The 23983-nt window shown below is 64.4% G+C and carries 20 protein-coding genes, 2 tRNA genes and 1 other RNA gene; 12 read left to right on the top strand and 11 right to left on the bottom strand.

The features are described from left to right. Window positions 1–47 precede the first annotated feature (47 nt). The 5 genes from ACNAOH_RS00730 (at window position 48) to ACNAOH_RS00710 (ending at window position 1614) form a co-directional block, all read left to right on the top strand. A complete protein-coding gene (locus ACNAOH_RS00730; RefSeq protein WP_443970884.1) occupies window positions 48–287 on the top strand; it encodes a hypothetical protein in 240 nt (79 codons plus the stop codon). Beyond that, entirely contained in the window at window positions 280–627 is a 348-nt protein-coding gene (locus ACNAOH_RS00725) for a cell division protein ZapA (RefSeq protein WP_443970883.1), read from the top strand. Before ACNAOH_RS00730 ends, ACNAOH_RS00725 begins: the two co-directional genes overlap by 8 nt. 11 nt (window positions 628–638) lie before the next feature. Next, window positions 639–794, top strand: a non-coding RNA gene (gene ssrS, locus ACNAOH_RS00720) — 6S RNA. A 15-nt stretch (window positions 795–809) separates the two neighbouring features. Continuing rightward, window positions 810–1397, top strand: a complete 588-nt coding sequence (locus ACNAOH_RS00715) for a 5-formyltetrahydrofolate cyclo-ligase (protein WP_443970882.1) — start codon at window positions 810–812, stop codon at window positions 1395–1397. Between the two features lies 1 nt (window position 1398). Continuing rightward, the gene (locus ACNAOH_RS00710) at window positions 1399–1614 is read left to right on the top strand and encodes a DUF2842 domain-containing protein (RefSeq protein WP_443970881.1); all 216 of its coding nucleotides are present in this window, start codon (window positions 1399–1401) and stop codon (window positions 1612–1614) included. A gap of 38 nt (window positions 1615–1652) precedes the next feature. On the opposite strand, the gene ACNAOH_RS00705 is transcribed toward ACNAOH_RS00710, so the two are convergent. Together ACNAOH_RS00705 and ACNAOH_RS00700 are read right to left on the bottom strand one after the other, a co-directional pair. Then, window positions 1653–1729 (bottom strand) — tRNA-Asp (locus tag ACNAOH_RS00705). 77 nt (window positions 1730–1806) lie between these two features. After that, the gene (locus ACNAOH_RS00700) at window positions 1807–2997 is read right to left on the bottom strand and encodes an AI-2E family transporter (protein WP_443970880.1); all 1191 of its coding nucleotides are present in this window, start codon (window positions 2995–2997) and stop codon (window positions 1807–1809) included. A 96-nt stretch (window positions 2998–3093) separates the two neighbouring features. On the opposite strand from ACNAOH_RS00700, the gene ACNAOH_RS00695 reads away from it, so the two are divergent. Beyond that, window positions 3094–3588, top strand: a complete 495-nt coding sequence (locus ACNAOH_RS00695; RefSeq protein WP_443970879.1) for a hypothetical protein — start codon at window positions 3094–3096, stop codon at window positions 3586–3588. A 15-nt stretch (window positions 3589–3603) separates the two neighbouring features. Here ACNAOH_RS00695 and ACNAOH_RS00690 read toward each other — a convergent pair whose 3' ends face one another. The 4 genes from ACNAOH_RS00690 to thyA all read right to left on the bottom strand — a co-directional run bounded on the left by ACNAOH_RS00690 (window position 3604) and on the right by thyA (window position 8342). Continuing rightward, window positions 3604–4926 carry a dihydrolipoamide acetyltransferase family protein gene (locus ACNAOH_RS00690; protein ID WP_443970878.1) on the bottom strand — a complete coding sequence of 441 codons (1323 nt, stop codon included), beginning with the start codon at window positions 4924–4926 and terminating at the stop codon, window positions 3604–3606. A gap of 3 nt (window positions 4927–4929) precedes the next feature. Then, complete coding sequence (locus tag ACNAOH_RS00685) at window positions 4930–5967, bottom strand: alpha-ketoacid dehydrogenase subunit beta (RefSeq protein ID WP_443970877.1); 1038 nt, start codon at window positions 5965–5967, stop codon at window positions 4930–4932. Beyond that, entirely contained in the window at window positions 5964–7247 is a 1284-nt protein-coding gene (locus ACNAOH_RS00680; RefSeq protein ID WP_443970876.1) for a thiamine pyrophosphate-dependent enzyme, read from the bottom strand. The genes ACNAOH_RS00685 and ACNAOH_RS00680 overlap by 4 nt, the downstream gene beginning before the upstream one ends. Before the next feature lie 132 nt (window positions 7248–7379). Beyond that, the gene (thyA, locus tag ACNAOH_RS00675) at window positions 7380–8342 is read right to left on the bottom strand and encodes a thymidylate synthase (protein WP_443970875.1); all 963 of its coding nucleotides are present in this window, start codon (window positions 8340–8342) and stop codon (window positions 7380–7382) included. A gap of 210 nt (window positions 8343–8552) precedes the next feature. On the opposite strand from thyA, the gene ACNAOH_RS00670 reads away from it, so the two are divergent. Then, window positions 8553–8629 (top strand) — tRNA-Pro (locus ACNAOH_RS00670). A 77-nt stretch (window positions 8630–8706) separates the two neighbouring features. On the opposite strand, the gene ACNAOH_RS00665 is transcribed toward ACNAOH_RS00670, so the two are convergent. Genes ACNAOH_RS00665 through ACNAOH_RS00655 form a run of 3 tightly spaced genes read right to left on the bottom strand, consistent with a single transcriptional unit; the run spans window position 8707 to window position 15451 of the window. Further along, complete coding sequence (locus ACNAOH_RS00665) at window positions 8707–9585, bottom strand: transglutaminase family protein (protein ID WP_443970874.1); 879 nt, start codon at window positions 9583–9585, stop codon at window positions 8707–8709. After that, entirely contained in the window at window positions 9582–12077 is a 2496-nt protein-coding gene (locus ACNAOH_RS00660; protein ID WP_443970873.1) for a circularly permuted type 2 ATP-grasp protein, read from the bottom strand. Before ACNAOH_RS00660 ends, ACNAOH_RS00665 begins: the two co-directional genes overlap by 4 nt. Then, a complete protein-coding gene (locus ACNAOH_RS00655) occupies window positions 12074–15451 on the bottom strand; it encodes a transglutaminase family protein (protein ID WP_443970872.1) in 3378 nt (1125 codons plus the stop codon). Before ACNAOH_RS00655 ends, ACNAOH_RS00660 begins: the two co-directional genes overlap by 4 nt. A 94-nt stretch (window positions 15452–15545) precedes the next feature. Here ACNAOH_RS00655 and ACNAOH_RS00650 point away from each other — a divergent pair, with 94 nt between their 5' ends. Then, window positions 15546–17207: a thiamine pyrophosphate-binding protein gene (locus ACNAOH_RS00650; RefSeq protein WP_443970871.1), complete on the top strand. Its 1662-nt coding sequence runs from the start codon at window positions 15546–15548 to the stop codon at window positions 17205–17207. Here ACNAOH_RS00650 and ACNAOH_RS00645 read toward each other — a convergent pair. Then, complete coding sequence (locus tag ACNAOH_RS00645) at window positions 17204–18388, bottom strand: CaiB/BaiF CoA transferase family protein (RefSeq protein ID WP_443970870.1); 1185 nt, start codon at window positions 18386–18388, stop codon at window positions 17204–17206. The genes ACNAOH_RS00650 and ACNAOH_RS00645 overlap by 4 nt on opposite strands. A gap of 42 nt (window positions 18389–18430) precedes the next feature. On the opposite strand from ACNAOH_RS00645, the gene ACNAOH_RS00640 reads away from it, so the two are divergent. Then, on the top strand, window positions 18431–19816 hold the full coding sequence (locus ACNAOH_RS00640; RefSeq protein ID WP_443970869.1) for an RNB domain-containing ribonuclease: 1386 nt from the start codon (window positions 18431–18433) through the stop codon (window positions 19814–19816). A 230-nt stretch (window positions 19817–20046) separates the two neighbouring features. Next, window positions 20047–21366, top strand: coding sequence for an MFS transporter (locus ACNAOH_RS00635; RefSeq protein ID WP_443972161.1), 1320 nt, complete (start codon window positions 20047–20049; stop codon window positions 21364–21366). Here ACNAOH_RS00635 and ACNAOH_RS00630 read toward each other — a convergent pair. Further along, window positions 21339–22190 (bottom strand): acyl-CoA thioesterase, encoded by an 852-nt coding sequence (locus ACNAOH_RS00630; RefSeq protein ID WP_443970868.1) that lies wholly within the window; start codon window positions 22188–22190, stop codon window positions 21339–21341. The genes ACNAOH_RS00635 and ACNAOH_RS00630 overlap by 28 nt on opposite strands. Before the next feature lie 74 nt (window positions 22191–22264). Between ACNAOH_RS00630 and ACNAOH_RS00625 the strand changes: the two genes are divergently transcribed. Further along, complete coding sequence (locus ACNAOH_RS00625) at window positions 22265–22612, top strand: DUF952 domain-containing protein (protein ID WP_443970867.1); 348 nt, start codon at window positions 22265–22267, stop codon at window positions 22610–22612. Window positions 22613–22616: 4 nt separating this feature from the next. Then, a complete protein-coding gene (trmFO, locus tag ACNAOH_RS00620) occupies window positions 22617–23975 on the top strand; it encodes a methylenetetrahydrofolate--tRNA-(uracil(54)-C(5))-methyltransferase (FADH(2)-oxidizing) TrmFO (RefSeq protein ID WP_443972160.1) in 1359 nt (452 codons plus the stop codon). Window positions 23976–23983 lie beyond the last annotated feature (8 nt).

Here is a 23983-nt window from a genome sequence, read left to right as displayed (position 1 = left end):
ACAACGTCCCTTTTGCAATCCCGAAATCGCATGTTAAGGGTCCGGCCATGGCGAGCGAGCGTATGATGCAGGCAATTGGCCGGCTGGAGCAGGCCCTTGGCCGTGCCGAAAAGGCAACGCGCGACATGGCCGAGGCGCGCCGGGCGACTTTGGAAGCCGGGCTGGCATCTGAAACGAGCGGCTCCGACGTCGAAATCGACCCTTATTCGCGGGACAAGGCCATCGCGGCCCTCAAGTCTCTCGACGCCCTCATCGGCGATCTCCAGAAAGCGCGCGGCGATGGCTGAAGTGAAGATCATGGTCGGCGGTCGCCAATATGGCGTGCATTGCCGTGACGGCGAAGAGCGCCAGATCCACGAGCTTGCCGAGATGATTTCGGAGCGCGTGACCAAGGTTTCCGGCAGCAGTGGTGGTCTCACCGAAGTGCGCCAGCTTCTCTATGCAGCGCTTCTGCTGGCGGATGAACTCGTTGACCAGCGCAAGGCGAGCCGAACCCCGCCGCCGCCCGTTCCTGCCGCGCCTCCGCCCCCGGAAGACGATCACGAACTGGCGGAGGCCATCGAGCGACTGGCTTTTCGCGCCGAAGCCCTGGCGGACGACCTTGCGGCCCAGCTCACAACCTCCTAGATTGATCGGGACGGGTACTGCCCGGTGCGCGCTTTAGCGAACATCCCTGAGGCGATTACACATCCAAGGGGGCTGTCCCTGGTCGGGCTCTGGCCCGTGCTACATGGTCCCCACCTGACGTTGAGGCGTCAGTGGATATTCCAGCAAACGGCCATGGCGGTCCCGTCACTTTCCTGCACCCCATGACAGACGATCTTGCCCTTGCCGCTCGCGCAGCCCTGCGCCGGACGATACGCGCGCAACGGCGGGCTTTCGTGGAGGCGTTGCCGGCCTCCGTTCGCACAATCGCATTTCGCGCGCTCCCGTCGCCTGTGCGCCGGCGCATCCCTGAGAACGCCACGGTCGCACTCTATGCGCCCACTGCGTTCGAGGCCCCCACGCGGCACATCGCTATCCAGCTTGCGGAGGCGGGCCATCCGCTCTGCCTTCCGGCTTTCGACGATCAGGACGCCCCCATGAACTTCGCGCGCTGGCTGCCGGACGATCCGATGGTCCCCGGTCCGCATCGCGTCCATCAGCCCGAGCACGCCTCGGATCATCTGATCCCCGATGCGCTCATCATTCCCATGCTCGGCTTCGACGCACGGCTCCAGCGGCTTGGGCAAGGCGGTGGCCATTATGACCGGGCACTCGCGGCCCTGCCCGGCGCGCTGCGCATTGGCCTTGCCTGGTCCTGCCAGCAGATCGACAGCGTGCCCACCGAGGCGTGGGACATGCCGATGGATATGATCGTGACCGAACAACGCTTTTTCGAGCCGGAGATGAACTGAAATGGAGGACTACAAGCCGAGCTGGCGCAAACCCGTCGGCATGCTCCTCATTCTCGCGATCGTCGCGCTCTGGGCGATAGGCATAGCCAGCTTCTCGGAGGTTATCGGCGGCTGGCCGGGATGGCTTCAGGCGATCTTCTACGTGGTCGCAGGAATCGTCTGGATCTTTCCCGTCCGCCCGCTCCTCACATGGATGGAACTGGGCCGCTTCAAATAAAAAAGCCGCCCGGAAAGGCGGCTTTTTTCCCCGATAAGTGGCGCGAGTGACGGGGCTCGAACCCGCGACCTCCGGCGTGACAGGCCGGCGCTCTAACCAACTGAGCTACACCCGCTTATCGGTGAGGCCGGGCAGCTATAGGAGGCGGCTGCGCCTGTCAACACCACTTCCGACCAGAAAAGCTCGGTCGGCTTAAAACTTGTCCGGCGGGCTATGCTGATGGCGCGTGAGAGTGCCCGCTTCGAAGAGAAATCCGGCGATATCCGGCTTTCCGGCAGCGGAAAGAATAGTCTTCCCGATGATGAGCAGCGGCACCGCGAGCAGCGCACCCACCGTGCCCCACACCCATGTCCAGAAACTGAGCGATACGAGAATCAGCAAGGGGTTCACCTTGAGCCGGCCGCCCAGAACGAGCGGCGTCAGCAGGTTCGCCTCGAACAGGTGGCAGATGACCATCACGATAGCAGGCAGCAGCGCATAGCCGATCTGAGTGAACGTCATGAGCCCGCCAAGGCCGAGCAGCACGGCCGCCACGATGGGCCCCAGATAGGGCACGAAGTTCAGCAGCGCGACAATGCCTCCCCACATGAAGGGCGAGGGCATGCCGAGCGCGGACAGGGCAGCGGCGACCGTCAGCCCCAGAAGGCCATTGATGAACGCAATGGTGAGGACATAGCGCGAGGTCGCATCCACCACATTCTGAATAACCCGTGCGATGGTGAGCGCGCCCGTGAAACTCTCGCGGCCCTGAATCATGCGGCGGCGCAGGCGCGTCCAGCCCGACAGCGCGAAGAAGATGACGAGAATGCCGAAGACGACATTCACCACTACGCTGGGCGCTGCGGTCGCAAGAAACTGCAGAAGCGATCCGGGCGCCTCGAACTCCCCGCCCTGCGCTCCCGCCGCACGCACCGTTGTCACCGCGCGCAGGAGCCTGTCCACGAAGCGCTGCAACTGCCCGAACAGCTCGATCACCGGAGCAAGAGTGGATTTGATCTGACTGATGCGGTGAGGCAAATCCGCGACCCAGTCGATCGCCGGAACCACGATGAGTGCCAGCGCCGCATTGGCGATGAAGAGGAATGTCGCGAGCGCGATCAACGCCGCGATAGGAGACGGAATATGCCGCCGCTCAAGCCATTCCAGGAACGGCACAAGCGTGATCGCAATGACCAGCGACGTTGTGAGCGGCATGAAGAACGGCGCACCAGCCCGCAGCGCGAAGGGCGCGGCCACGAGCAAACCCGCGCCAGCAAAAAGCGCGATAGAGGCGACGAGTCGGTTGCGCTCCCACACTTCCCGATCATGCGCCACCGGCGTCTGGGCGCTGTCGCCCACCGGTTCCTCCCAGGACATATCCAGATCCTCGCCCCTCTGCGCCATGGATCAAGCCATGCACCCGGTGCCCGTCAGCCGTCAAACGAGATTCGCGCCGTCATAGTTAGCAGTTTGTTCACCATGACTGGCTAGCGTTTCGATATGAAAACGATACGCCAGCTCGGACCTCTCCTCCTCGCCGCGTCAACGGCACAAATGCTCAATGCAGCGCCGGTAGCGCCCGTAGCCCAGCCGCGGCTCGCCCTTGAGAGCCGCATAATTCGAGAGGTCGAGCAATCGGATGTGAACGGCGGCGTGCGGCGTGCGCTCTCCACCGCCACGACGATGCGCAGCGGTGATCGGCTGCTCTTCGTCATACGCTATCGCAATGTTGGCGCGACGTCGCTGGCAGGCACGGCGATCGTCAGCGCGCTTCCTCCGCGCCTTGCGATCGATCCTAGCCAGCACTCCCGGATCGAAGTCTCCGTGGATGGCGGTCGACGCTGGGACCGCCCCGGCGCGACATTCACATCCGGCCCGGATGGCAGGCTCACGCCCGCAATCGGCCAGCCGGTTACGCATATCCGCGTGAAGATCGATCGCCCGATCGCGCCGGGCGCAACCGGTCAGGAGATGTTCCGGGCCACGATCCTCTAAAGGAAAGCTCGCCCCTTAGTCTGCGAAGAGCAGCACAGGCGTTTCGAGAAGCAGCTTGAGCGCTTGCACGAAGCGGGCGGCATCCCAACCATCGACCACCCGATGATCGCAGCTGATGGAGAGATTCATGAGCTTAGCGGCCACGACCTCCTTACCCCGAAAGACAGGCCGCTCCACGATCCGGTTGGGGCCAATAATCGCCACTTCGGGCCGGTTGATGACAGGCGTGGTCATAATGCCGCCCAGCGGCCCCAGAGACGTAACCGTGATGGTCGAGCCGGAAAGCTCCTCGCTTGTCGCCTCGCCACTGCGCGCCGCGTCCGCCAGCCGGGTGATCTCCGCCGCGAGTTGCCAGATGTTCCGCGCCTGAGCATCGCGGATCACTGGCACCATGAGACCCGCGTCCGTCTGCGTGGCCATGCCGAGATGGACCGCCCCGTAACGCGTCACTACCCCCGCCTCATCATCGTAGCGCGCATTCATCATGGAGAATTCGGGCAGCGCCTTGCACAGCCCGACGATAAGGAGCGGCAGCAGAGTGAGCCGGGGTTTATCACCGCGATGTGCGTTTAGATCCGCGCGCATCGCCTCCAGCGCGGTCACGTCGATCTCCTCCACATAAGTGAAATGCGGGATGTGCCGCTTGGATGCGGACATATTCTCCGCGATGCGCCGGCGCATACCGATCACTTTCACGGTCTCGTCCGGCCGTGCCCTGCCTGAAACCGCCGGACGATAGCCCTCCCCTGCCCCGTAGAGCAGAAATGCGTCGAGATCGGCATGACGGATGCGCCCTTGCGCTGCCTTGACCTGCGCCAGATCGATACCGAGCTCTTTCGCGCGGGCGCGCACGGCGGGGGATGCGAGGATGGACGGGGCCGCATGATCCACTCCCCCGTTCGGGCTGAGCTTGTCGAAGCCCTGCTCTGCTCCTCTGACATTCGCAGACGATGAAGGCAGCCCTTTGACAGGCTCAGAGTGAACGGAATCAGAGGTCCGCGCCGAAGCTTCTTCAGGGACCGTCTCATCGACCTCCCCAACGCCCGGCGTCTCCGCTTCGATCTGCTCCTGCGCCGCGGGTTCGGCCGCATCCTCGCCCTCGACTTCGATCACCACCAGCGCCGACCCGATCGGCACCATATCGCCCGGCTCGCCCGCCAGTTCGATGACAGTGCCGGCCACCGGCGACTCCATCGCCACTGTCGCCTTGTCGGTCATCATGTCGGCGAGTTCCTGATCCTCCTCGATCCGATCCCCAACCGCGACATGCCAGCCGACAATCTCGGCCTCCGATATACCCTCGCCGATATCCGGCAGACGAAATATGAAACGAGTCATGCTCTACTCTTTCATGATCTTGGTCAGCGCCGCGCCGATGCGCACCGGGCCGGGGAAATAGGCCCATTCGAGGCTGTGGGGATAAGGCGTATCGAAGCCAGTCACGCGCTCGATCGGCGCTTCGAGATGATAAAAGCAGCGCTCCTGAACCAGCGCCGAGAGCTCCGCGCCAAAGCCACTGGTCCGCGTCGCCTCGTGCACGATGAGACAGCGTCCGGTCTTTTTCACCGACGCTTCGATGCTATCGATGTCGAGCGGCAGCAAGGTCCGCAGGTCGACGATCTCGGCATCAACGCCCAGCTCCGCGACCGTGTTGGCGACGACATGGACCATCGTGCCGTAGCACAGGATAGTAACGGCCTCCCCTTGCCGCACCGTCCGCGCTTTACCGAGTTCGACGCGATAATGGCCCTCCGGAACATGAGCATCCGGATGCCCCGCCCAACTTTTCGCGGGTCGGTCGTAGTGCCCATCGAATGGGCCGTTATAAATCCGCTTGGGCTCGAAGAAGATGACCGGATCATTATCCTCGATCGCGGCAATCAGCAGCCCCTTGGCGTCATAGGGCGTCGCGGGAATGACGGTCTTGAGCCCGGAGCAATGGGTGAAGATGCCTTCCGGGGACTGGCTATGGGTCTGCCCGCCGAAAATGCCTCCGCCAAAGGGCGATCGCACCGTGATCGGCGCCGTAAAATCCCCCGCCGAACGGTAGCGCAGCCGCGCCGCTTCCGACACGAGCTGATCGAGCGCGGGATAGATATAGTCCGCGAACTGGATTTCCGGGACCGGCCGCAAGCCATAGGCCCCCATGCCGACAGCAACGCCGATGATGCCGCATTCGGTGATCGGCGTATCAAACACGCGGGTTTTGCCATGGGCCTTCTGCAGGCCCGACGTCGCGCGGAAAACCCCGCCGAAATAGCCGACATCTTCGCCGAACACGACCACGTCCGGGTCGCGCGCGAGCATCACGTCCAGCGCCTCGTTGATCGCCTGGATCATGTTGAGCGAGCGGCTCGCCGGGGCGGCGACCCCGCTCATATCCCGGCCGCCTTGCGCTCGGCCAGCATCTGCGCCTGCTGCTCCTTCAGATGCCAGGGCATCTCCTCGTAAACGCCCTCGAACATCGTCTCGAAGGGCTGGTGGAGGCCGTGGCCCAGAATCCCGTTCTTCTCCGCTTCGCGCGCGGCGGCTTTCACTTCCTCGGCGACGTCCCGGTCCATCGCAGCCTGTCTCTCCTCATCCCACACACCCAAGCTGATGAGATGATCCTTGAGGCGCCGGATCGGATCACCCAATGGCCATGCCGTCGCTTCCATAGCGGAGCGATACTGCGTGGGATCGTCGGACGTGCTGTGTCCTTCCACGCGATAGGTGAAATGCTCGATCAGGGTCGGTCCGGCATTGGCCCGCGCGCGATCCGCCGCCCAGCGGGTCGCGGCATAGACCGCGAGCGGATCATTGCCGTCTATCCGCAGACTCGCAATGCCGTAACCGACGCCACGTGCCGCGAAGGTGGTCGCTTCGGCGCCAGCAAAGCCGGAGAAGCTGCTGATCGCCCACTGATTGTTGACGATATTGAGGATGACCGGCGCGCGATAAACCGCCGCGAAGGTGCAAGCGGAGTGGAAATCGCCCTCGGCCGTCGATCCCTCACCGCACCATGTGGCGGCAATGCGCGTGTCCCCTTTGACCGCGCTCGCCATCGCCCAGCCCACGGCCTGCGGATACTGAGTCGTGAGGTTGCCGGAGATGGAAAAGAAGCCGTGGCTCTTCACCGAGTACATGATGGGAAGCTGGCGGCCCTGCAGCCGGTCGCCCCTGTTCGAGTAGATCTGATTCATCATCTCGACCAGTGGCCAGCCGCGCGTAATGAGAATCCCCTGCTGGCGGTAGCTGGGGAAGCACATGTCGCCCTCCGCCATTGCCATGACGGCCGCCACGGACACGGCCTCCTCGCCAGTGGATTTCATGTAAAAGCTGGTCTTGCCCTGTCGTTGCGCGCGGAACATGCGCTCGTCAAACGCCCGCGTGAGCGCCATGGCGCGCAGCATCCGCAGCATCACGTCCGGGGCAAGGCCGGGCGCCCATGGCCCGACCGCGCGCGCTTCCGCATCCAGAACCCGCACAAGGCCATAAGCGAGATCGGCCATGTCTGCGGGCTTTGAGGACTCGTCGGGGCGGCGGGTCTCGCCAGCGGGCAACACATCGAAAGCGGAAAAGTCGGCATCCTCGCCGGGGCGCGCCGGTGGCTCGGGCACATGCAGCGCAAGGCGCGGCAGATTGGTGCCATCGGACTGGTCCTTCCCGTCCTGCGTCATCGGCTCTCCTTCCCGGCGCATTTCGGGCAAACCGGGCTTCTTCTTTTGTTTCCTTACCGAGTAATTATATTACACACTACACGCCTTGGCAATCAAGCGTTCAAATCGCCCCGCTCCATCGGGTTCCGAGGCTCAGACCGCCACGGGCGCCGAAATATGCGCCTGAGGGTGATAATCTTCCACGACGAAATCCTCGATCGCATAATCGAAGATCGTGGCGGGCCGTCGGACCAAGCGCAGCAGTGGCGCACCTGCGGGTTCTCGACGCAGTTGCTCCTCGATCAGCGCCGCATGGTTCATGTAAAGATGAACGTCCCCGCCGTTCCATATGATCTCGCCGGGCTCCAAATCGCACTGCTGCGCCAGCATCCGGGTGATAAGCGCTAGCCCAAAAATGTTGAACGGCACGCCCAGCACCACGTCCGCGCTACGCTGAAAAAGCAGCGCGGAGAGGCACCCGCCCGCGACATGGAACTGATAGGTCATGTGGCAGGGCGGCAGCGCCATGCCGGCCAGTTCGTCGACATTCCAGCCGGTAAAGAGCAGCCGCCGGGAACCCGGATTGGTGCGAATAGCCTCGACAAGCCCGGCAATCTGATTATGCCCCTCGCCGCGCGCTGACCTGCGATAGAGCCGCTCGCCAGCCTCCGGCACTGCCTCGTAGCGCGGCCAGTCCACCCATTGCCGCCCATAGACCGGGCCCAGATCGCCCCAGCGTGCAGCGAAATCATCGTCGGCAAGGATACAGGCCTCGAAATCCTCCATGGAGATCGCCTCGCCCGTTGCGCGGCGGTAGCTGTCGAGCGGCCAGTCGGTCCAGATATGCACACCCTGCGCCACGAGCGGCCGGATGTTCGTCTCGCCACTCAGGAACCAGAGCATCTCGCGCGCCGCAGCTTTCCAGTAGACCCGCTTCGTGGTGAGAAGAGGCACAGCGTCATCCGCGAGGTCGAAACGCATGGTCGCACCCATGATCGATCGCGTGCCGACGCCCGTCCGGTCGACGCGCTCATGGCCCTCGCGCCAGATCCGCGCCATGAGATCAAGATACTGCTGCTCATAATGGGGCACGCGCGACTCCTTCACCGACGGCATAGCACCGGCGCATAGCTGGGGAACGGAGAATAGGCAGCATGTTTGAGACGCTTGCTCGCCGTATTTCGCCTCCATATGAATCCAGGCTCGGGCTGGTTTCGCGCTGGCAGGATCGGTTTGAAAAAAGCGGTGCACGCGGCTTGCGCCCCGGTGCGACCACCCCTATAGGGCTCGCCTGCCTTGCCGGCGCAGCGATGCGCCGGGTCCGGTCGGGGAATAGCTCAGCCTGGTAGAGCACTGTCTTCGGGAGGCAGGGGCCGGAGGTTCGAATCCTCTTTCCCCGACCAATTTCTCTCTTTTGCTCGATATGGCGACCGCTTCGGCGGTCGCCCATCCACCAAGCCAGATGCGTCTGACGAGCCGATCAGATCGGCTCGACATCGACCGCTACGGTCATCTTTTGCCCGACCCCACCGTGGAATACGCCGTCGAGCGGCGCCACATCCGAATAATCCCGCCCCATCGCGACGAAGATATGGTCGTCCTGAGCAAGCGCGTTGTTCGTCGGATCGAAGCCGATCCAGCCCAGATCATCCCCGCACCAGATGTTGGCCCACGCATGCATGGCGTCCGCCCCCACCAGCCGGGCCTTGCCGGGCGGCGGGATCGTGCGAAGATAGCCGCTCACATAGCCCGCCGGTATGCCATGTGCCCGCGCGGCCGCGATCATCACATGTGCGAAGTCCTGGCACACCCCCCTGCGCTGGCGAAACGCGTCGACAGGCGGCGTGTCGATAACGGTGGCCTGAGCGTCGTATGCAAATTCCCGGTGGATCGCCTCCATCAGAGCGCGCGCGGAGGCAACGATCGTCTGGTCGGGCGAGAAATAGGCCTGCGCCCAATCCCCGATTTCCGCTGAACTGCCAATAAGCGGAGACGCATAGAGGTAGCTCGCCGGTCCCAGTGCTGAAAGATCGCCATGGGTAAGCGCGCGCCGCCGAATCTCGGAGACTGTCGGGCCGTCCATCATGTCCCGCATGAAGGATTGTTGCGCCACTTCCACACGAAAGCGGGTCTCGATGCTGAGCCGTGTAAGGGGATCGCGGATCGTGAGCCGGCTCCGGCTCACCATGAACGGGCCAAACTCCTCCTGCATGGTCGATGGCTGCGGGTCGATGGTCAGCGAAAAATCCTGAAGTGTCTGCCCCGGCCAGGAGACTGGCTTCAGGCGCACGTTGAAACGGGCGAGGCGGACGCGGCCGGCATAATCGACAGTTGTGAGATGGCGGACGCGGTACATCATCCGATCGTGCTGCTCCGGATGACGCTCTGCGGGCGCTCATAGGGGAGGAAGAAGCGGGCGGAAATCGCCTCTGAAAGCGCCAGCAAGCGAGACTCCGTGGTATCGATGAGAGCCAGATCGAAATCCGCAACCGAGAGACCGAGGAACGGAGCCAACGCCGCCCGCGCTTCGCGAAGCGGCTGTTCTGGAAGATTGCCCTCCGTCAGTCGCGGTTGCGCCTCCAGATGACGGTTCAGCGCCTCGATCTGGAATAGCAGCGAACGGGGATTGTCCGGATCGAGAAGCACGAGATCATATACAGGATCGCGCATGGCTCCCGAAAGGTAGCGGGTGCGATAGGTGATCTGACTGTCGCTCAGGTCGAGCAGCACATTAAGTGCATCAGGCTCGTTGCTGCCCTGAGCAAGCTGGCGTACGACGCGGCAGGTGCCGATCGCACGCTCGATCCGCCGACCCATTTCAAGAAAATGACGGACCGGGCCTTGCACCATATCTTCTGCGACAAGGCCCGAGAGGGCGCTGAAACGCTCGATCAGGTCTCGCGCCGCTCTCAAGAGGAGGCCTGGCCGATCGGACTGGAGCGCGGGCGCCGGTCGGCTCGCGATACGCCAGAAATCCAGCGCAAAGCGATCGCGCAACGACAGGCCGTTCTGCCGCACGCGGTTGAGCAGCGCAGGCACGCCACTGGGCGCCGAACCTTCGGAAAGCGCCGCGCGACAGATCTGCGCCGTCCCCAACGACATATCGCTCGCCGCGACCGCGCCCCATTGCCGCAGCAAGGCCACAAGCAGCGCGCGAACCTCAGGCGCACGGCCTGAGGCGGCATCCACCTCAATCGAGCTACCGAGGATAGACCGGATGATCCGCACCGTCATCTCCGCACGTTCGCAGTAGCGGCCGAACCAGAAGAGGTTATCGGCGGGCTGGCTCGCGAGGATGCCCCCGCCTCGCCTGATTTCCGGCGTGCCGCCCAGCACTGTCTGCCCCATCTGGACGATGCCCGGCCCATCCACGACGCATACGTCAGCAGAGATATCGCCCTCGCCCATCAAGGTCGTGGACATCTCACCCGAGGACGAAAGCCGCGCAAATCCGCCGGGCATCACGGTCCATAGTCCGTCCGATCCGCGCGCCACGAACGCGCGGACCGTGAAGGCGCGCGGCTGGAAGCGCTCGTCAATCAGCGCCGGCGTCGTAGAAAGGCGCACAATCTCCTGAGCGCAGTAATCCATCGGCCGCCGGTCCATCGCCTCGAGCAGCGTCTTCCTCTCTATATCTGAAAAATCGCGCCCCGGTCGCGCTTCTCCCTTGACCACGCCCTCCACCTCGCCGCCGAAAGCAGACTGGATCACGAGCTCATCGAGGCGCGCGCGAACCGTCTGTGCTTCGGTCGGCTGCCCGCACCACCAGGTGGCGATATTGGGAAGGATTGGCTCCTCGCCTAGCAGCGTGCGACACAGCCGGGGGAGGAATGCTGCGAAAGCCGGCGCCTCAAGCAGCTCGACGCCCGGCCAGTTCGCGATTTCCAGTCCGCCCCGCGCAAACGCATCGAAAAGATCGGGCACGCCGATCGCGGAGCGCGCATCGAAACTCAATGGGTCGAGCGCGTTGGTGTCGATCCAGCGCCAGACCGCATCGACCCGCTTGGGTCCGGCGATCGTCCGCACATAGAGGCGGTCCTCGTCCACCGTGAGATCCCGCCCTTCCACCAGTGGAAAGCCGAGGTATCGCGCAAGATGCGCCTGTTCGGGATAGCTCTGGTTGAACCGGCCGGGCGTGAGAAAGGCAATGCGCGGGTTCTCGCGCTGGCACTCGCGGGCAATGCCTTCCCGCAGCTCAGAAAAAAACTGCGCAAGGCGGCGCGTGTTGAGGTCCGCGAGCAACGTGCCGGTGCCGCGCGAAAGAGCGATCCGGTTTTCCAGCGCGTAGCCAATGCCGTTGGCGAGGCGCAGCCGGTCGCCAATGATGCGCCACTGGCCCATGGGGCCGCGCGCGAGATCGGCCGCATAGACATGCAAATAGGTGTTTCCGCCCGGTCGCAATCCGACCATGTTTCGCGCGAAAAACCGGCTTCCCGTCACCATAGCTGCAGGAAGCTGCCCGCCGGCCACGAGCTTTTGCTGGCCATAGACGTCCGTGACCACGGTTTCGAGAAGGCGCGCGCGCTGGATGAGGCCCTGCTCGACGACGGACCATTCCTCCGCGCCGATCAGCAGCGGAACCGGGTTGAGCGGCCATTCGCGCTCTTCGGCATCTCCCGTGATGCGGAAGCTCATGCCGAGATCCTGGATCTGCCGGGAGACCAGCTCCTGCATGGGGATCGCGGCATCTTCGGCAAGGGCGTCGAGACCCTTGGCCATCATCAGCCATTTCTCGGCCATGGCGCCCGACGCGTGGCGGAAAAGATCGCCCGCATCGACGTCCGTCGGATAGTCTCGCAGCCGGTCGGTCACGGCGAAGGCGTCTGTCACGTCAGTCAGCCGATCGATCAAAAAGGCTGCACGGGCCGGCGCAGATCCAGCGAGAGCGGAAACTCTCCCTCAGGCTCCAGAGACGGCATCGGCTGTGCGCCCGGCGAATGGCCATGATCCTGGAAACGCGCCTTGCGCCGCGCTTCCGCCTCATAGCCATTGACGGGCACATCGTCATAGGACCGCCCACCGGGATGCGCGACATGATAGACGCACCCGCCAACCGAGCGCTCATTCCAGCTGTCGAGAATGTCGAAGGTGAGCGGTGCGTGCGCAGGCATCAGGGGATGCAGGCAATTGGACGGTGCCCACGCCTTGTAGCGCACGCCAGCAACCGCCTCGCCCTGAGCGCTGGTCGGCGTCATCGGCAGACGGCGGCCATTGCAGCTGATGATATGGCGTCCGGCCACCAACCCGGTCGCGCGCACCTGCAACCGCTCGGTCGAGCTATCCACATAGCGCACCGTGCCGCCGATCGCACCGGTCTCGCCCAGCACGTTCCAGGGCTCTAGCGCGTGGGAAATCTCCAGTTGCACGCCTCCCCCTTCGACAGTGCCATGCACGGGAAAGCGGAACTGACGCTGCGCCTCGAACCAGACCGGATCGAAATCGTAACCAGCGCCCCGCAGATCGTCGAGCACGCCCAGAAAATCGCTCCAGACGAAATGAGGCAGCATGAAGCGATCATGAAGCGCCGTGCCCCAGCGCACGAGACCGCCATCGAGCGGCGCTTTCCAGAACCACGCGGTCAGCGCGCGCAGGAGCAATTGCTGCGCCAGGCTCATCTTCGCGTCCGGCGGCATCTCGAAGCCGCGAAACTCGACGAGGCCGAGGCGCCCGGTGGGACCATCAGGAGAGAACAGCTTGTCGATGCAGATTTCGGTGCGGTGAGTGTTACCCGTCACATCGACCAGCAGATTGCGGAAGAGCCGGTCGACCACCCAGGGCGCCGGTTGATCGGCATCCGGTCCCAGCACCTGCGCCAGCGCAATCTCCAATTCGTAAATGCTGTCATGCCGCGCCTCGTCGATCCGGGGCGCCTGACTGGTCGGGCCAATGAAGAGCCCTGAGAACAGGTAGCTGAGCGAGGGATGCCGCTGCCAGTAAATGACGAAACTCTTGAGCAGATCCGGCCGGCGAATGAACGGCGAATCGAGCAGAGTCCCGCCACCCAGCACGATGTGATTGCCCCCGCCGGTGCCGATCGAGCGCCCGTCGACCATGAACTTGTCGGCCGTCAGCCGGCATTCGCGCGCGCAGTCATAGAGCGTCTCGGTGATTTCCACCGATTCCCGCCAGCTTGCCGCCGGCTGGATGTTCACTTCGATCACGCCGGGATCAGGCGTCACCTTGAGCACGGTAAGGCGAGGATCGGGCGGTGGCGGATAGCCTTCTATCCGTACCGGCGTTCCCGTCCGTTCGGCGACCGCTTCCACTGACGCTACGAGATCGAGATAATCGTCGAGCGCCTCGACCGGAGGAAGGAAGACCGAAAGATAGCCGTCCTTCGGCTCGACGGTGATGGCGGTGCGCACCGCGCCCTCGATAATGAACTGTTCCACGCGCTGCTGGGCGTTGGCGTCCGCCCCTTCGACCGCAATGGAGGCCTGCGCCCGCTCCCTATCGTTTGCAGCCACCTCCCGTGAGTCCGCGCCGCGTTCCACGACCTGCGCGCGAAAGTCCGCCAGCGGCGCGCGCGGCTCGGACGTGTCTCGCGGATGGATATAGGGATAGTCGGACGGCGGCACATAAGGCAGCGACCCCAGCGGCAGGCGATAGCCAAGCGCACTGTCGCCCGGCACTGCAAACAGGCTCCCACGCCGCACCGTCCATTTCTCGCTCTTCCAGCGGGGCGTTTTTGCTGCAGCAGCCTGCCAGCGCTGAACCGGCAGCACATAACCGACTGGACTGGTGAGGCCGCGCTGGAACGTCCGCATGAAACGCTGACGCACTTCCGGGTCTTCAAGCTCCGGGTCGGTCGGGCTGGTATTCGCCGGAAGCTCCGCCTCCTTTACGATCCACTCGATCGCATCCTCATAGACCGGCTGGATGAATTCCTGCTCCAGGCCCAGCACCTCAGCCGCTTCGCCAATGAACGCGCGCGCGACATCGGCAGGCAGGTCATCCTGCTCGCTCTCCTGCGTCCGCATCGGTTCACCGGCAATGAGCGAAGGATCGCGCCAGATCGGCACCCCGTCCTTGCGCCAATAGATGGAGTAGCCCCAGCGCGGCAGGCTTTCGCCGGGATACCATTTGCCCTGCCCGTGATGCAGGAGCGACCCCGGCGCGAACTTCTCGCGCAGCATCCGGATCAGCCTGTCGGCATAGGCGGCCTTGGTGGGTCCGACCGCTTCGCCATTCCATTCCGACGCCTCGAAGTCGCTATCGGCAATGAACGTTGGTTCCCCACCCATAGTGAGGCGGACGTCCATTGCATCGAGATCGGCGTCGACTGCGTCGCCCAGCGCCAGCAGCGCTTCCCAGCGGGCATCGGTGAACGGCTTGGTGATCCGCACGGCCTCCGCGATGCGGGAGACCGACATCTCAAACCGGAAGTCCACCTCGGCCGGCTCGGCAAGGCCAGTGACCGGTGCGGCCGAGCGGTAATGCGGTGTTGCCGCGAGCGGGATATGCCCCTCGCCTGCAAACAATCCGGAGGTAGCATCGAGCCCGATCCAGCCGGCGCCAGGCAGATAGATCTCCGCCCAGGCATGGAGATCGGTGAAATCCTCTTCCGGACCTTTCGGACCCGTCTTCGGCTCCACGTCCGCCTTCATCTGGATGAGATAGCCCGAAACGAACCGTGCGGCGAAGCCCAGCCGCCGCGCAAGTTGCACCAGCAGCCAGGCGCTGTCCCGGCAGGAACCCGTGCCGAAGGTCAGCGTGTCTTCCGGCCGCTGCACGCCCGGCTCCATGCGGATCACATAGCCGACCCGCTGCTCCAGCGCGTGATTGATCGCCACGAGGAAGTCGATCGTTCGGCCTTCATGCCCGGCGAACTCCCGGTAAAGCGCCTCGAACGCCTCGCCCTGCGGCTCCAGATCGAAATAGGCGGAAAGATCCTCGCGCAGAGCCGGATCGTAAGCGAAGGGATAGGCTTCCGCATAAGGATCGACGAAGAAATCGAACGGGTTGATGATCGCCAGTTCGGCGAGGAGATCCACCTCGATCGAGAAATGATCGACCGGCTCGGGAAAGACGATGCGCGCCTGCCAGTTGCCGTGCGGATCCTGCTGCCAGTTCAGGAAGTGATTGGCCGGGCTGATCTTCAGCGAGTAGTTGGGCACCGCCGTGCGGCTGTGCGGCGCGGGCCGCAAACGGACCACCTGCGGCCCCAGATTGATGGGCCTGCTATAGTTATAGCGCGTGAGATGATGGAGCCCCGCCTTTATCATAAGGCCTGTGTGCGACAGTCGCTGGTGCACCGCAATATGTTTCGGGATGTTTGCGTCCTCGATTCATGCGAAGCATCGAGATAGGCTTGTCCGCATGATCCGATCAGCCGCGCACATTCTCGTCGATCAGCTCATCGCGCAAGGCGTGGAGCGCGCCACCTGCGTGCCGGGCGAGAGCTACCTCGCAGTGCTGGACGCGCTGGTGGATAGCGGGATCGATCTCCTCACCTGCCGCGCGGAAGGCGGCGCCGCGATGATGGCGGAAGCCAACGGAAAGCTCACCGGGCAACCGGGCATCTGCTTCGTGACGCGCGGCCCCGGCGCCACCAATGCCGCGCCCGGCCTCCACATCGCCATGCAGGACTCCACGCCGATGATCCTTTTCGTGGGGCAAGTCGCGCGCGACATGCGTCACCGGGAGGCCTTTCAGGAACTGGACTACCGGCAGAGTTTCGCGGGTCTCGCCAAATGGGTGGTGGAGATAGACGACGCCGCCCGTATCCCCGAACTGATCGCCCGTGCCTTCCGCACGGCCATGCAGGGGCGTCCTGGTCCGGTGGTGGTCGCGCTGCCGGAGGACATGTTGGTCGAGACGGCCGATGTGGAGGACGCGCCCAAAGTGGTGCCGGTGGTTCCCGCGCCCACCCCTGAGGACATCGCCGCGCTTGGCGACCTGCTGCGGAAAGCGGAACGCCCTTTGCTGATCGCGGGGGGATCGCGCTGGTCGGTCGAAGCATGCGCGGCGCTCACTGCCTTTGCAAAGGCGCATGACCTGCCTGTCGCCTGCGCGTTTCGCCGGGCCATGCTCTTCCCGGCGGACGATGCCCGGTTCGTGGGGGATCTCGGTATCGGCCCCAGTCCAGTGCTGGCGCAGGCCGTGCGCGACGCGGATCTGCTGATCCTGCTGGGCACCCGCATGTCCGAGATCGCGTCTTCAGGCTACACGTTGATCGACGCGCCGGCACCCCGGCAGCGCGTGGTCCATATCCATCCCGATCCTCTGGAGATCGGCCGGGTCTATCAACCGGCGCTCGGTATCAACGCCACGCCCGGCAGCTTTCTGGCTGCCGCCCAGACGCTCTCGAGTGAACCGGGCTGGAGCGCGCACCGCTCTCAACTGCGCTCCGCCTATCTCGACTGGTCGGAAGCGCCGCAGGCTCTCCCCGGCGCGTTTCAATATGGCGAGGTCATGGGCTGGCTGCGCGAACGGCTGCCTGCCGACGCGATCCTGACGAACGGCGCCGGGAATTATGCGAGCTGGCTCCACCGCTATTATCGGTTTCGCGCCTTCGGCACGCAGCTCGCGCCGACCAGCGGCTCAATGGGCTATGGGGTGCCGGCCGCCGTGATAGCAAAGCGCATACATCCGGATCGGATCGTCCTGTGCCTTGCCGGAGACGGCGACTTTCTGATGAACGGGCAGGAGTTCGCCACCGCCTGCCAATATGGAATCGCGATCATCGTCCTTGTCATCGACAACGGCATGTACGGGACGATCCGCATGCATCAGGAACGGGCATATCCCGGCCGGGTTTCCGCCACGGCCCTAGCAAATCCCGATTTCGCGGCGCTTGGCCGAGCTTATGGCGGCCATGGTGAAACCGTGCGCGAAACGGCCGAGTTCGCCCCCGCCTTCGAGCGGGCGCTTGCCTCCGGCCGTCCGGCGATCATTCACTGCTTCCTCGATCCGCAGGCGATCACGCCAACCGCATCGCTGGACGCGATCCGGGCGGCTGCTGAGCAGCGAGAAGCCTAAAGCCAGTCGGCGTCGTCGTTGCTTTCGCCCAACATGGGCGGAGCGTCTCCTAGCGCCATAGCCTTGCCGTCGATCATGATCGGCGTCCGCACGCCCGGCACATGCCCGGCAGCCGCTGCCTCCTGCGGAAGCGAGAGGGCCATGGCGCGATGCCGCACCTGCGGATCGGCGAACACTTCGCCGATGTCGTTGATCGGCCCGGCCGGGACAGTGGCCGCCTCAAGCGCCGCGAGCAGCGCGTCACGCGTCCAGCCTGCGGTCAGATCGACAAGCCGGGAAACCAATGCCTCCCGATGGGCCACGCGCGACGCGTTGGTTGCGTAGCCGGGATTTGCGGCCAGATCGCCTGCGTCCAGCACCGTGCAAAGACGCTGGAACTGTGCGTCGTTTCCCACCGCAATGATGATGTGACCATCCATCGTGGGAAACGCCTGATAGGGCACGATATTGGGATGGGTATTGCCGATCCGGCCGGGCGCCGTGCCGGACACGAGATAGTTGAGCGCCTGATTGCCCAGCACCGCCACCTGCGTGTCGAGCAGCGCGCAGTCGATATAAGCCCCCTTCCCGGTTGCATCGCGCTGACGGAGCGCGGCGAGGACCGCAATCGTCGCATAAAGGCCCGAGAACAGATCGGCCACGGCGTAACCGGTGCGGAGCGGTTCGCCCTCTGCCGTGCCAGTGACGGACATGCCGCCACCCAAGGCCTGGATCATGAAATCATAGCCTGCGCGCGCGGCATAAGGCCCGTCCTGCCCGAAGCCGGTGATCGACGCATAGACGAGGCGCGGGTTGAGCGCGCGAAGGCTGGCATAGTCCAATCCGTAGCGCGCGAGGCCGCCGACCTTGAAATTCTCGATGAGCACATCCGCGTCCGCCGCGAGGCGCCGGACGAGCGCGCGCCCCTCTTCGGTCGAGAAATCGGCCACGACTGACCGCTTGCCCCGATTGCAGGCGTGGAAATAAGCGGAGGACATATCGCCGCCGTCCACAGCCTTCACGAAAGGCGGACCCCATTGCCGGGTATCATCTCCCGAGGGGCTCTCGATCTTGATGACGTCCGCACCCATGTCGGCCAGCGTTTGCCCGGCCCACGGCCCTGCCAGGATACGAGCCAGCTCCAGGACCTTCAGCCCCGCAAGCGGTCCGCTCTCCTGGCTTTCCTCCACGCCTTTTCTCATCCGCTTTGCACCTCGCTGCGTGCGGTGTAGCAGAGGACGACGATGAAGACGCCCGTTGATTCCGTTCATGCGCTTGCCGACGGGCTGGGCGCGATCCGCAAGCAATATCGCGTACCGGCGAGCTTTCCGCCCGATGTGCTGACCGCTGCGAATATAGCCGCAGCCAAGCAGCCGAAAGACCATGCCGACCGCACCGCCCTGCCCTTCGTCACGCTCGATCCGGCGTCCTCCACCGATCTCGATCAGGCCTTTCATATCGAGGCGGCTGGCACTGACCTGATCCTCCATTATGCCATTGCCGATGTCGGCTGGTTCGTCACGGATGGCGATCCGCTCGACAGGGAGGCGTGGCAGCGCGGCACGACCCAATATCTGCCCGATGGCCGGGCGGGGCTCTATCCCCCTGTGCTCTCAGAAGCGGCGACGAGTCTGCTGCCGGATGGGCCGAGACCGGCGGTCATCTTCTCGGTGCGGGTTGACCCTGCAGGTGCCGTCGCGTTGGAGGGCGCGGAGCGCGCGCTCATCCGATCTGTCGCCAAGCTCGCCTATGACACGGTGACGGACGAGGAACTGCCCGGCGGCTTTCAGGATCTGTCACGCCGGATACAATCAGCCGAGGCCGCTCGGGGCGCATCGCGTGTCGATCCGCCCGAGCAGGAAGTGACCAGCGACGGCAATGGCGGCTATCGATTGGCCTTCCGTCCCATGCTGCCGTCCGAGACGCGCAATGCCGCACTCTCGCTGGCGACCAACCTCGCCATTGCCGACGTGTTGCTGGCGCATCGCACGGGCCTGTTTCGTACCTTGCCCGGCCCGGACGAGGGCGACGTGGTCCGCCTGCGCCACACTGCGCGGGCCTTTGGGCTGGACTGGCCAGCAGCGCTTTCACTCACGGAATATGAGCGCGGGCTCGACCCGTGCGACGCCGCCCAGGCCGCTTTCATGCTTGCCATTCGCCGTGCAGGCGGTGGTGCCGCCTATGTGCCATGGCGCGAAGGCGAGACACCCTGGCATGCGGCAATGGCGGCGACCTATGCGCATGCGACCGCGCCTCTCCGCCGGCTTGCGGACCGCTATGTGATCCGCGCGACGCTCGCCATCGCCAATGGCCAGCCCGTGCCCGCCGAGGTCGAAGATGCCTTCCAGCGCCTGCCCAAAGTCATGGCGCGAGCGGACCAGCTTGGCGGACAGATCGACCGTGCGGTGGTGGATCTGGCCGAAGCAGTGATGCTGCAAGGGCGGGAGGGCGAGCATTTTCAGGCCGTCGTCACCGATATCGACCAGCGCGGCGCGCGCATCCAGCTTGAGCACGCCCCGGTTGTCGCGCGAGTGGATGCGCAGGCGGTGGTTCCCGGCGACCGGATCGAGGTGGAACTCGTATCTGCCACCCCGGCGCAGCGCACGGTCAGCTTCCGCCGTCTCGCCTGACCGCCGATGGGGTCTGTCCTGCAATGGCCCTTTCGTGGCACGGATATTCCATGCCTCCGTCGGTTCTGCCTTTGCCGCCCTCCCGCTTGCTCCGCGACCCGCTCGGCAAGCCCCTCCCGGCCCGGAAGTTGACAGGACGTAGCGCCAACTTTGGCAACTTCCACGCTAAACTGGCGTGCTTCGCTCGCCCCGGCTATGCCGGTTAGGCCCCTTTCGGAGAGCTTGCCCTGATCCAGCCTGCCGCCTCCCCGCCCCACCCCGTGTCCCGTGGCCGCTCCATCATTGGCGGCTCGCTCGGGAATTTCGTAGAGTGGTATGACTGGTACGCCTACTCGGCCTTCTCGGTCTATTTCGCGCGGCATTTCTTCCCGGATGGCAATACCACCGCGCAGTTGCTGGGCACGGCTGCCGTCTTCGCAGTGGGTTTCCTCATGCGGCCGCTGGGCGCCTGGCTCATGGGCAACTATGCCGACCGGCACGGGCGCAAGGCGGGGCTAGCGCTCTCCGTAGCGATGATGGGCGGCGGATCGCTGCTCATCGCGCTGACGCCCGGTACGGAGAGTATCGGGCTCGGCGCGCCTGCCCTGCTGCTCGTCGCCCGGCTTCTGCAGGGACTGAGCGTCGGCGGCGAATATGGCGCAAGCGCTACCTATCTCAGTGAAATGGCGGCGCGCAAATATCGTGGCCTCACGTCCAGCGTGCAATATGTGACGCTGATCGGTGGCCAACTTGCGGCGCTGGGTGTGCAGATCCTGCTCCAATCCATACTCAGCGAAACGGCGCTGGAAGAATGGGGATGGCGTATCGCCTTCCTCATTGGTGCGATTCTGGCTTTCGGTGTCTACTGGCTGCGCCGTGGCCTAGCCGAGACGGCCGATTTCGCGGAGGGCAAGGCCAGCGGCAAGCGCAGCGGCGGCATGGCGCTCATCCGTGAGCACCCCCGCGCCGCCGCGCTGGTCGTCACGCTCACTGCCGGAGGCACGCTCGCCTTCTACGCCTACACCACCTATATGCAGAAATATCTAGTCAACACGGCGGGGTTCGACCGGCCCACGGCTGCACTGGTGATGACGGGTGCGCTCGCTGTGTTCATGCTTGCCCAGCCGCTCTTCGGGCTGCTCTCCGATCGGGTGGGCAGACGCCCCCTGCTCATCGGCTTCGGCATTGGCGGCACGCTCTTCACGGTGCCGCTCTTTCACGCCATCGGCAGCGCAAGCGCGCCCCTGCCCGCCTTTTTACTCGTGCTCGGCGGCCTCATGATCGTCTCGGGCTATACCGCGATCAACGCCATCGTGAAGGCCGAACTGTTTCCACCGCATATCCGCGCCCTTGGAGTGGCGCTGCCCTATGCGATCGCCAATGCGATCTTCGGCGGAACGGCGGAATATGTCGCGCTCTGGCTCAAAGATGCCGGACATGAGCCGCTGTTCTTCTGGTATGTGGCCGGCATGTGCGCGGTTTCGCTGATAGCCTACTGGCGGATGCGCGACACTGCACGGCATGGCACGATGAGCGGGGCGGATCAGGAAAGCCGCATGAGCCCCTCTTGAGCCGTGCTTGCCACCAGTCGTCCATCAGCGGTGAAAAACTGCCCACGGGCAAAGCCTCGCGCATCCCCCGTCCATGGACTGTCCGTCGCGTAGAGCAGCCAGTCCCGGCAATCGACGTCGCCGTGAATCCACAAGGCATGGTCGATGCTCGCAACCTGCATGCTGCTGTCCCCGATCCAGCGGCCATGCGGGCGGAAGGAAGTGCTAAGCAGCGTCGCGTCGCTCATCATCGCCAGCATAGCCCGCTGCATCGCCTGCCCACCGGGGATCTCCTCCCCCTCCCCGACCAACCGGAACCAGCTTTGCGCATGGGGCGGGCCGGGTTCGCTCATCAGGCTGCGCCAGTCGCCGACCGGCCTGAGCTCGATCGGACTTGGCGCGTCAGGGCGATCGAAGAGCTTCAGCCCCGCCAGTCCTTCGGGAGACGGTGCGTCGGGCATGACAGCGGCGTGATGCAGGCCCTCTTCCCGCCGGTGGAAAGAGGCCGTCATGCTGAAGATCGGCTTGCCGCCCTGTCGGGCAATGATCCGACGATTGGAGAACGCGCCGCCGTCCATGTCGTTCTCGACCATGAAGTCGATCGGGTGATCCTCGCTCGCGGGGCGCATGAAATAGCAATGCAGCGAATGGGCGAGCCGATCCGCCGACACCGTCTTCGCCGCCGCCATCAGCGCCTGACCGATCACTTGGCCGCCATAAACCCGCCCTTTGCCACCGGGCTTGCGCGCTCCCACAAAGTGCCCTGCCTGCTCCCCCGGCGTCACATCCAGCAGGCGGGCAAGCGCCAGTGCGGGCTGGCTGGTGGTCGGTGAAATCGCATCCATGCCGCCTCTTTTCCACCGCCAAAAGGGCGTGGCAAGTGCTGGACGCGCCGGGCGCCCTGCCCTAGCGTCGAACGATGACTGATCTCTTCGCTTATAAGCTGCTGACCGAGGCAGAGTTTCACGACTGGCGCGAATCGGGCCTTTTCAGTGGGTCCGCTGTCGATCACGCCGATGGATTTATCCATCTCTCCGCCCGTCCTCAGGTCGCGGAAACGGCTGCCAAATATTTCGCTGACATCGACCCTTTGATGCTCGTCATGGTCGATCTTGCGGAACTTGGCGAAACGGTGAAGTGGGAGCCCGCCCGAAACGGTGCGCTCTTTCCGCATGTCTATGGCACCATTCCGGCAAGCGCTATCGCCGGTAAAAGCCGGCTGCGCCTCGGCGCGAATGGCAGCCACGATTTCCCGGCGGGGTTCTAAGGCAATGGCGGACTATCAGGTTCATGTGATCGGCGGCGGGTTCGCCGGAAGCGAAGCGGCATGGCAACTCGCGCAGCGCGGCATCCGCGTGCGCCTCTCCGAAATGCGCGGCGGCGCCGGGATGACGCCGGCACATGAGACGGATGCTCTCGCGGAGATGGTTTGTTCGAACAGCTTCCGCTCGGATGACGCGGACAGCAACGCCGTAGGCCTGCTTCATCAGGAAATGCGGTCGCTCGGCTCCCTCATCATGGCGCAGGCCGATGCCGCGCGTGTACCGGCGGGCTCGGCGCTGGCCGTCGATCGCGAGCTTTTCGCCGCCGGTGTGACGCGGGCAATTGTCAGCCACCCGCTGATCGAGCTCGTTCGGGAGCGGATCGACACCTTGCCCGAGGCTGGGCCGACGATCATCGCTACCGGCCCGCTGACCGCTGCCCCCCTCGCCGAAGCGATCGGCCGGGAAACGGGCAGCGATGCTCTCGCCTTTTTCGACGCGATCGCGCCCATCGTTCATGGCGACACGATCAACATGGACATTTGCTGGCGCGCGAGCCGCTGGGACAAATCGACGCCCGGCGGCAATCCTGAAGGCGACTATATCAACTGCCCCATGAACAAGGAGCAGTATGAGGCCTTCGTCGCCGGGCTGAACGCAGGCGAAAAAACCCAGTTCAAGGACTGGGAAGCGAACACACCTTATTTCGAGGGCTGCATGCCGATCGAAGTGATGGCTGAGCGCGGGATCGACACGTTGCGCCACGGACCGATGAAGCCGGTGGGCCTCGACAATCCGCGGACGGGACGCTGGCCTTATGCGGTGGTCCAGTTACGGCAGGACAACGCGCTCGGCACGCTGTGGAACATGGTCGGCTTTCAGACCAAACTGAAACATGCCGCACAAGTCGCGCTTTTTCGCACTATTCCCGGGTTGGAGAATGCCGAGTTCGCGCGGCTTGGCGGACTTCACCGCAACACGTTCATCAAGAGCCCGCTGCTGCTCGACCCTTCGCTGCGGTTGCGATCCGCACCGCACATCCGTTTTGCCGGGCAGATCACCGGATGCGAGGGTTATGTGGAGAGCGCCGCTATTGGGCTCCTTTCGGGTCTATTCACGGCAGCTGAAGTGGATGGCGCTCCGCTATCCAGCCCACCGCCCGAGACCGCGCTCGGCGCGCTTCTGGGTCACATTACCGGCGGCGCCAATACAGAAAACTATCAGCCGATGAACGTCAATTTTGGCCTGTTCCCGCCGTTACCGGACGACATCCGCAAAAAGCAGCGTAAACAGGCCTATACCGATCGTGCCCGGGACCACCTTGCCCCTTGGCTACAAGCAGCAAGGGAGCCCGCGCGCCTGGACTGACAGCCGGG

The organism is Sphingobium sp. CR28 (assembly GCF_052327305.1).
GTDB lineage: Bacteria > Pseudomonadota > Alphaproteobacteria > Sphingomonadales > Sphingomonadaceae > Sphingobium.
Note: the sequence above shows the minus strand (reverse complement) of the source record. Positions and strands in the feature narration are given on the sequence as shown.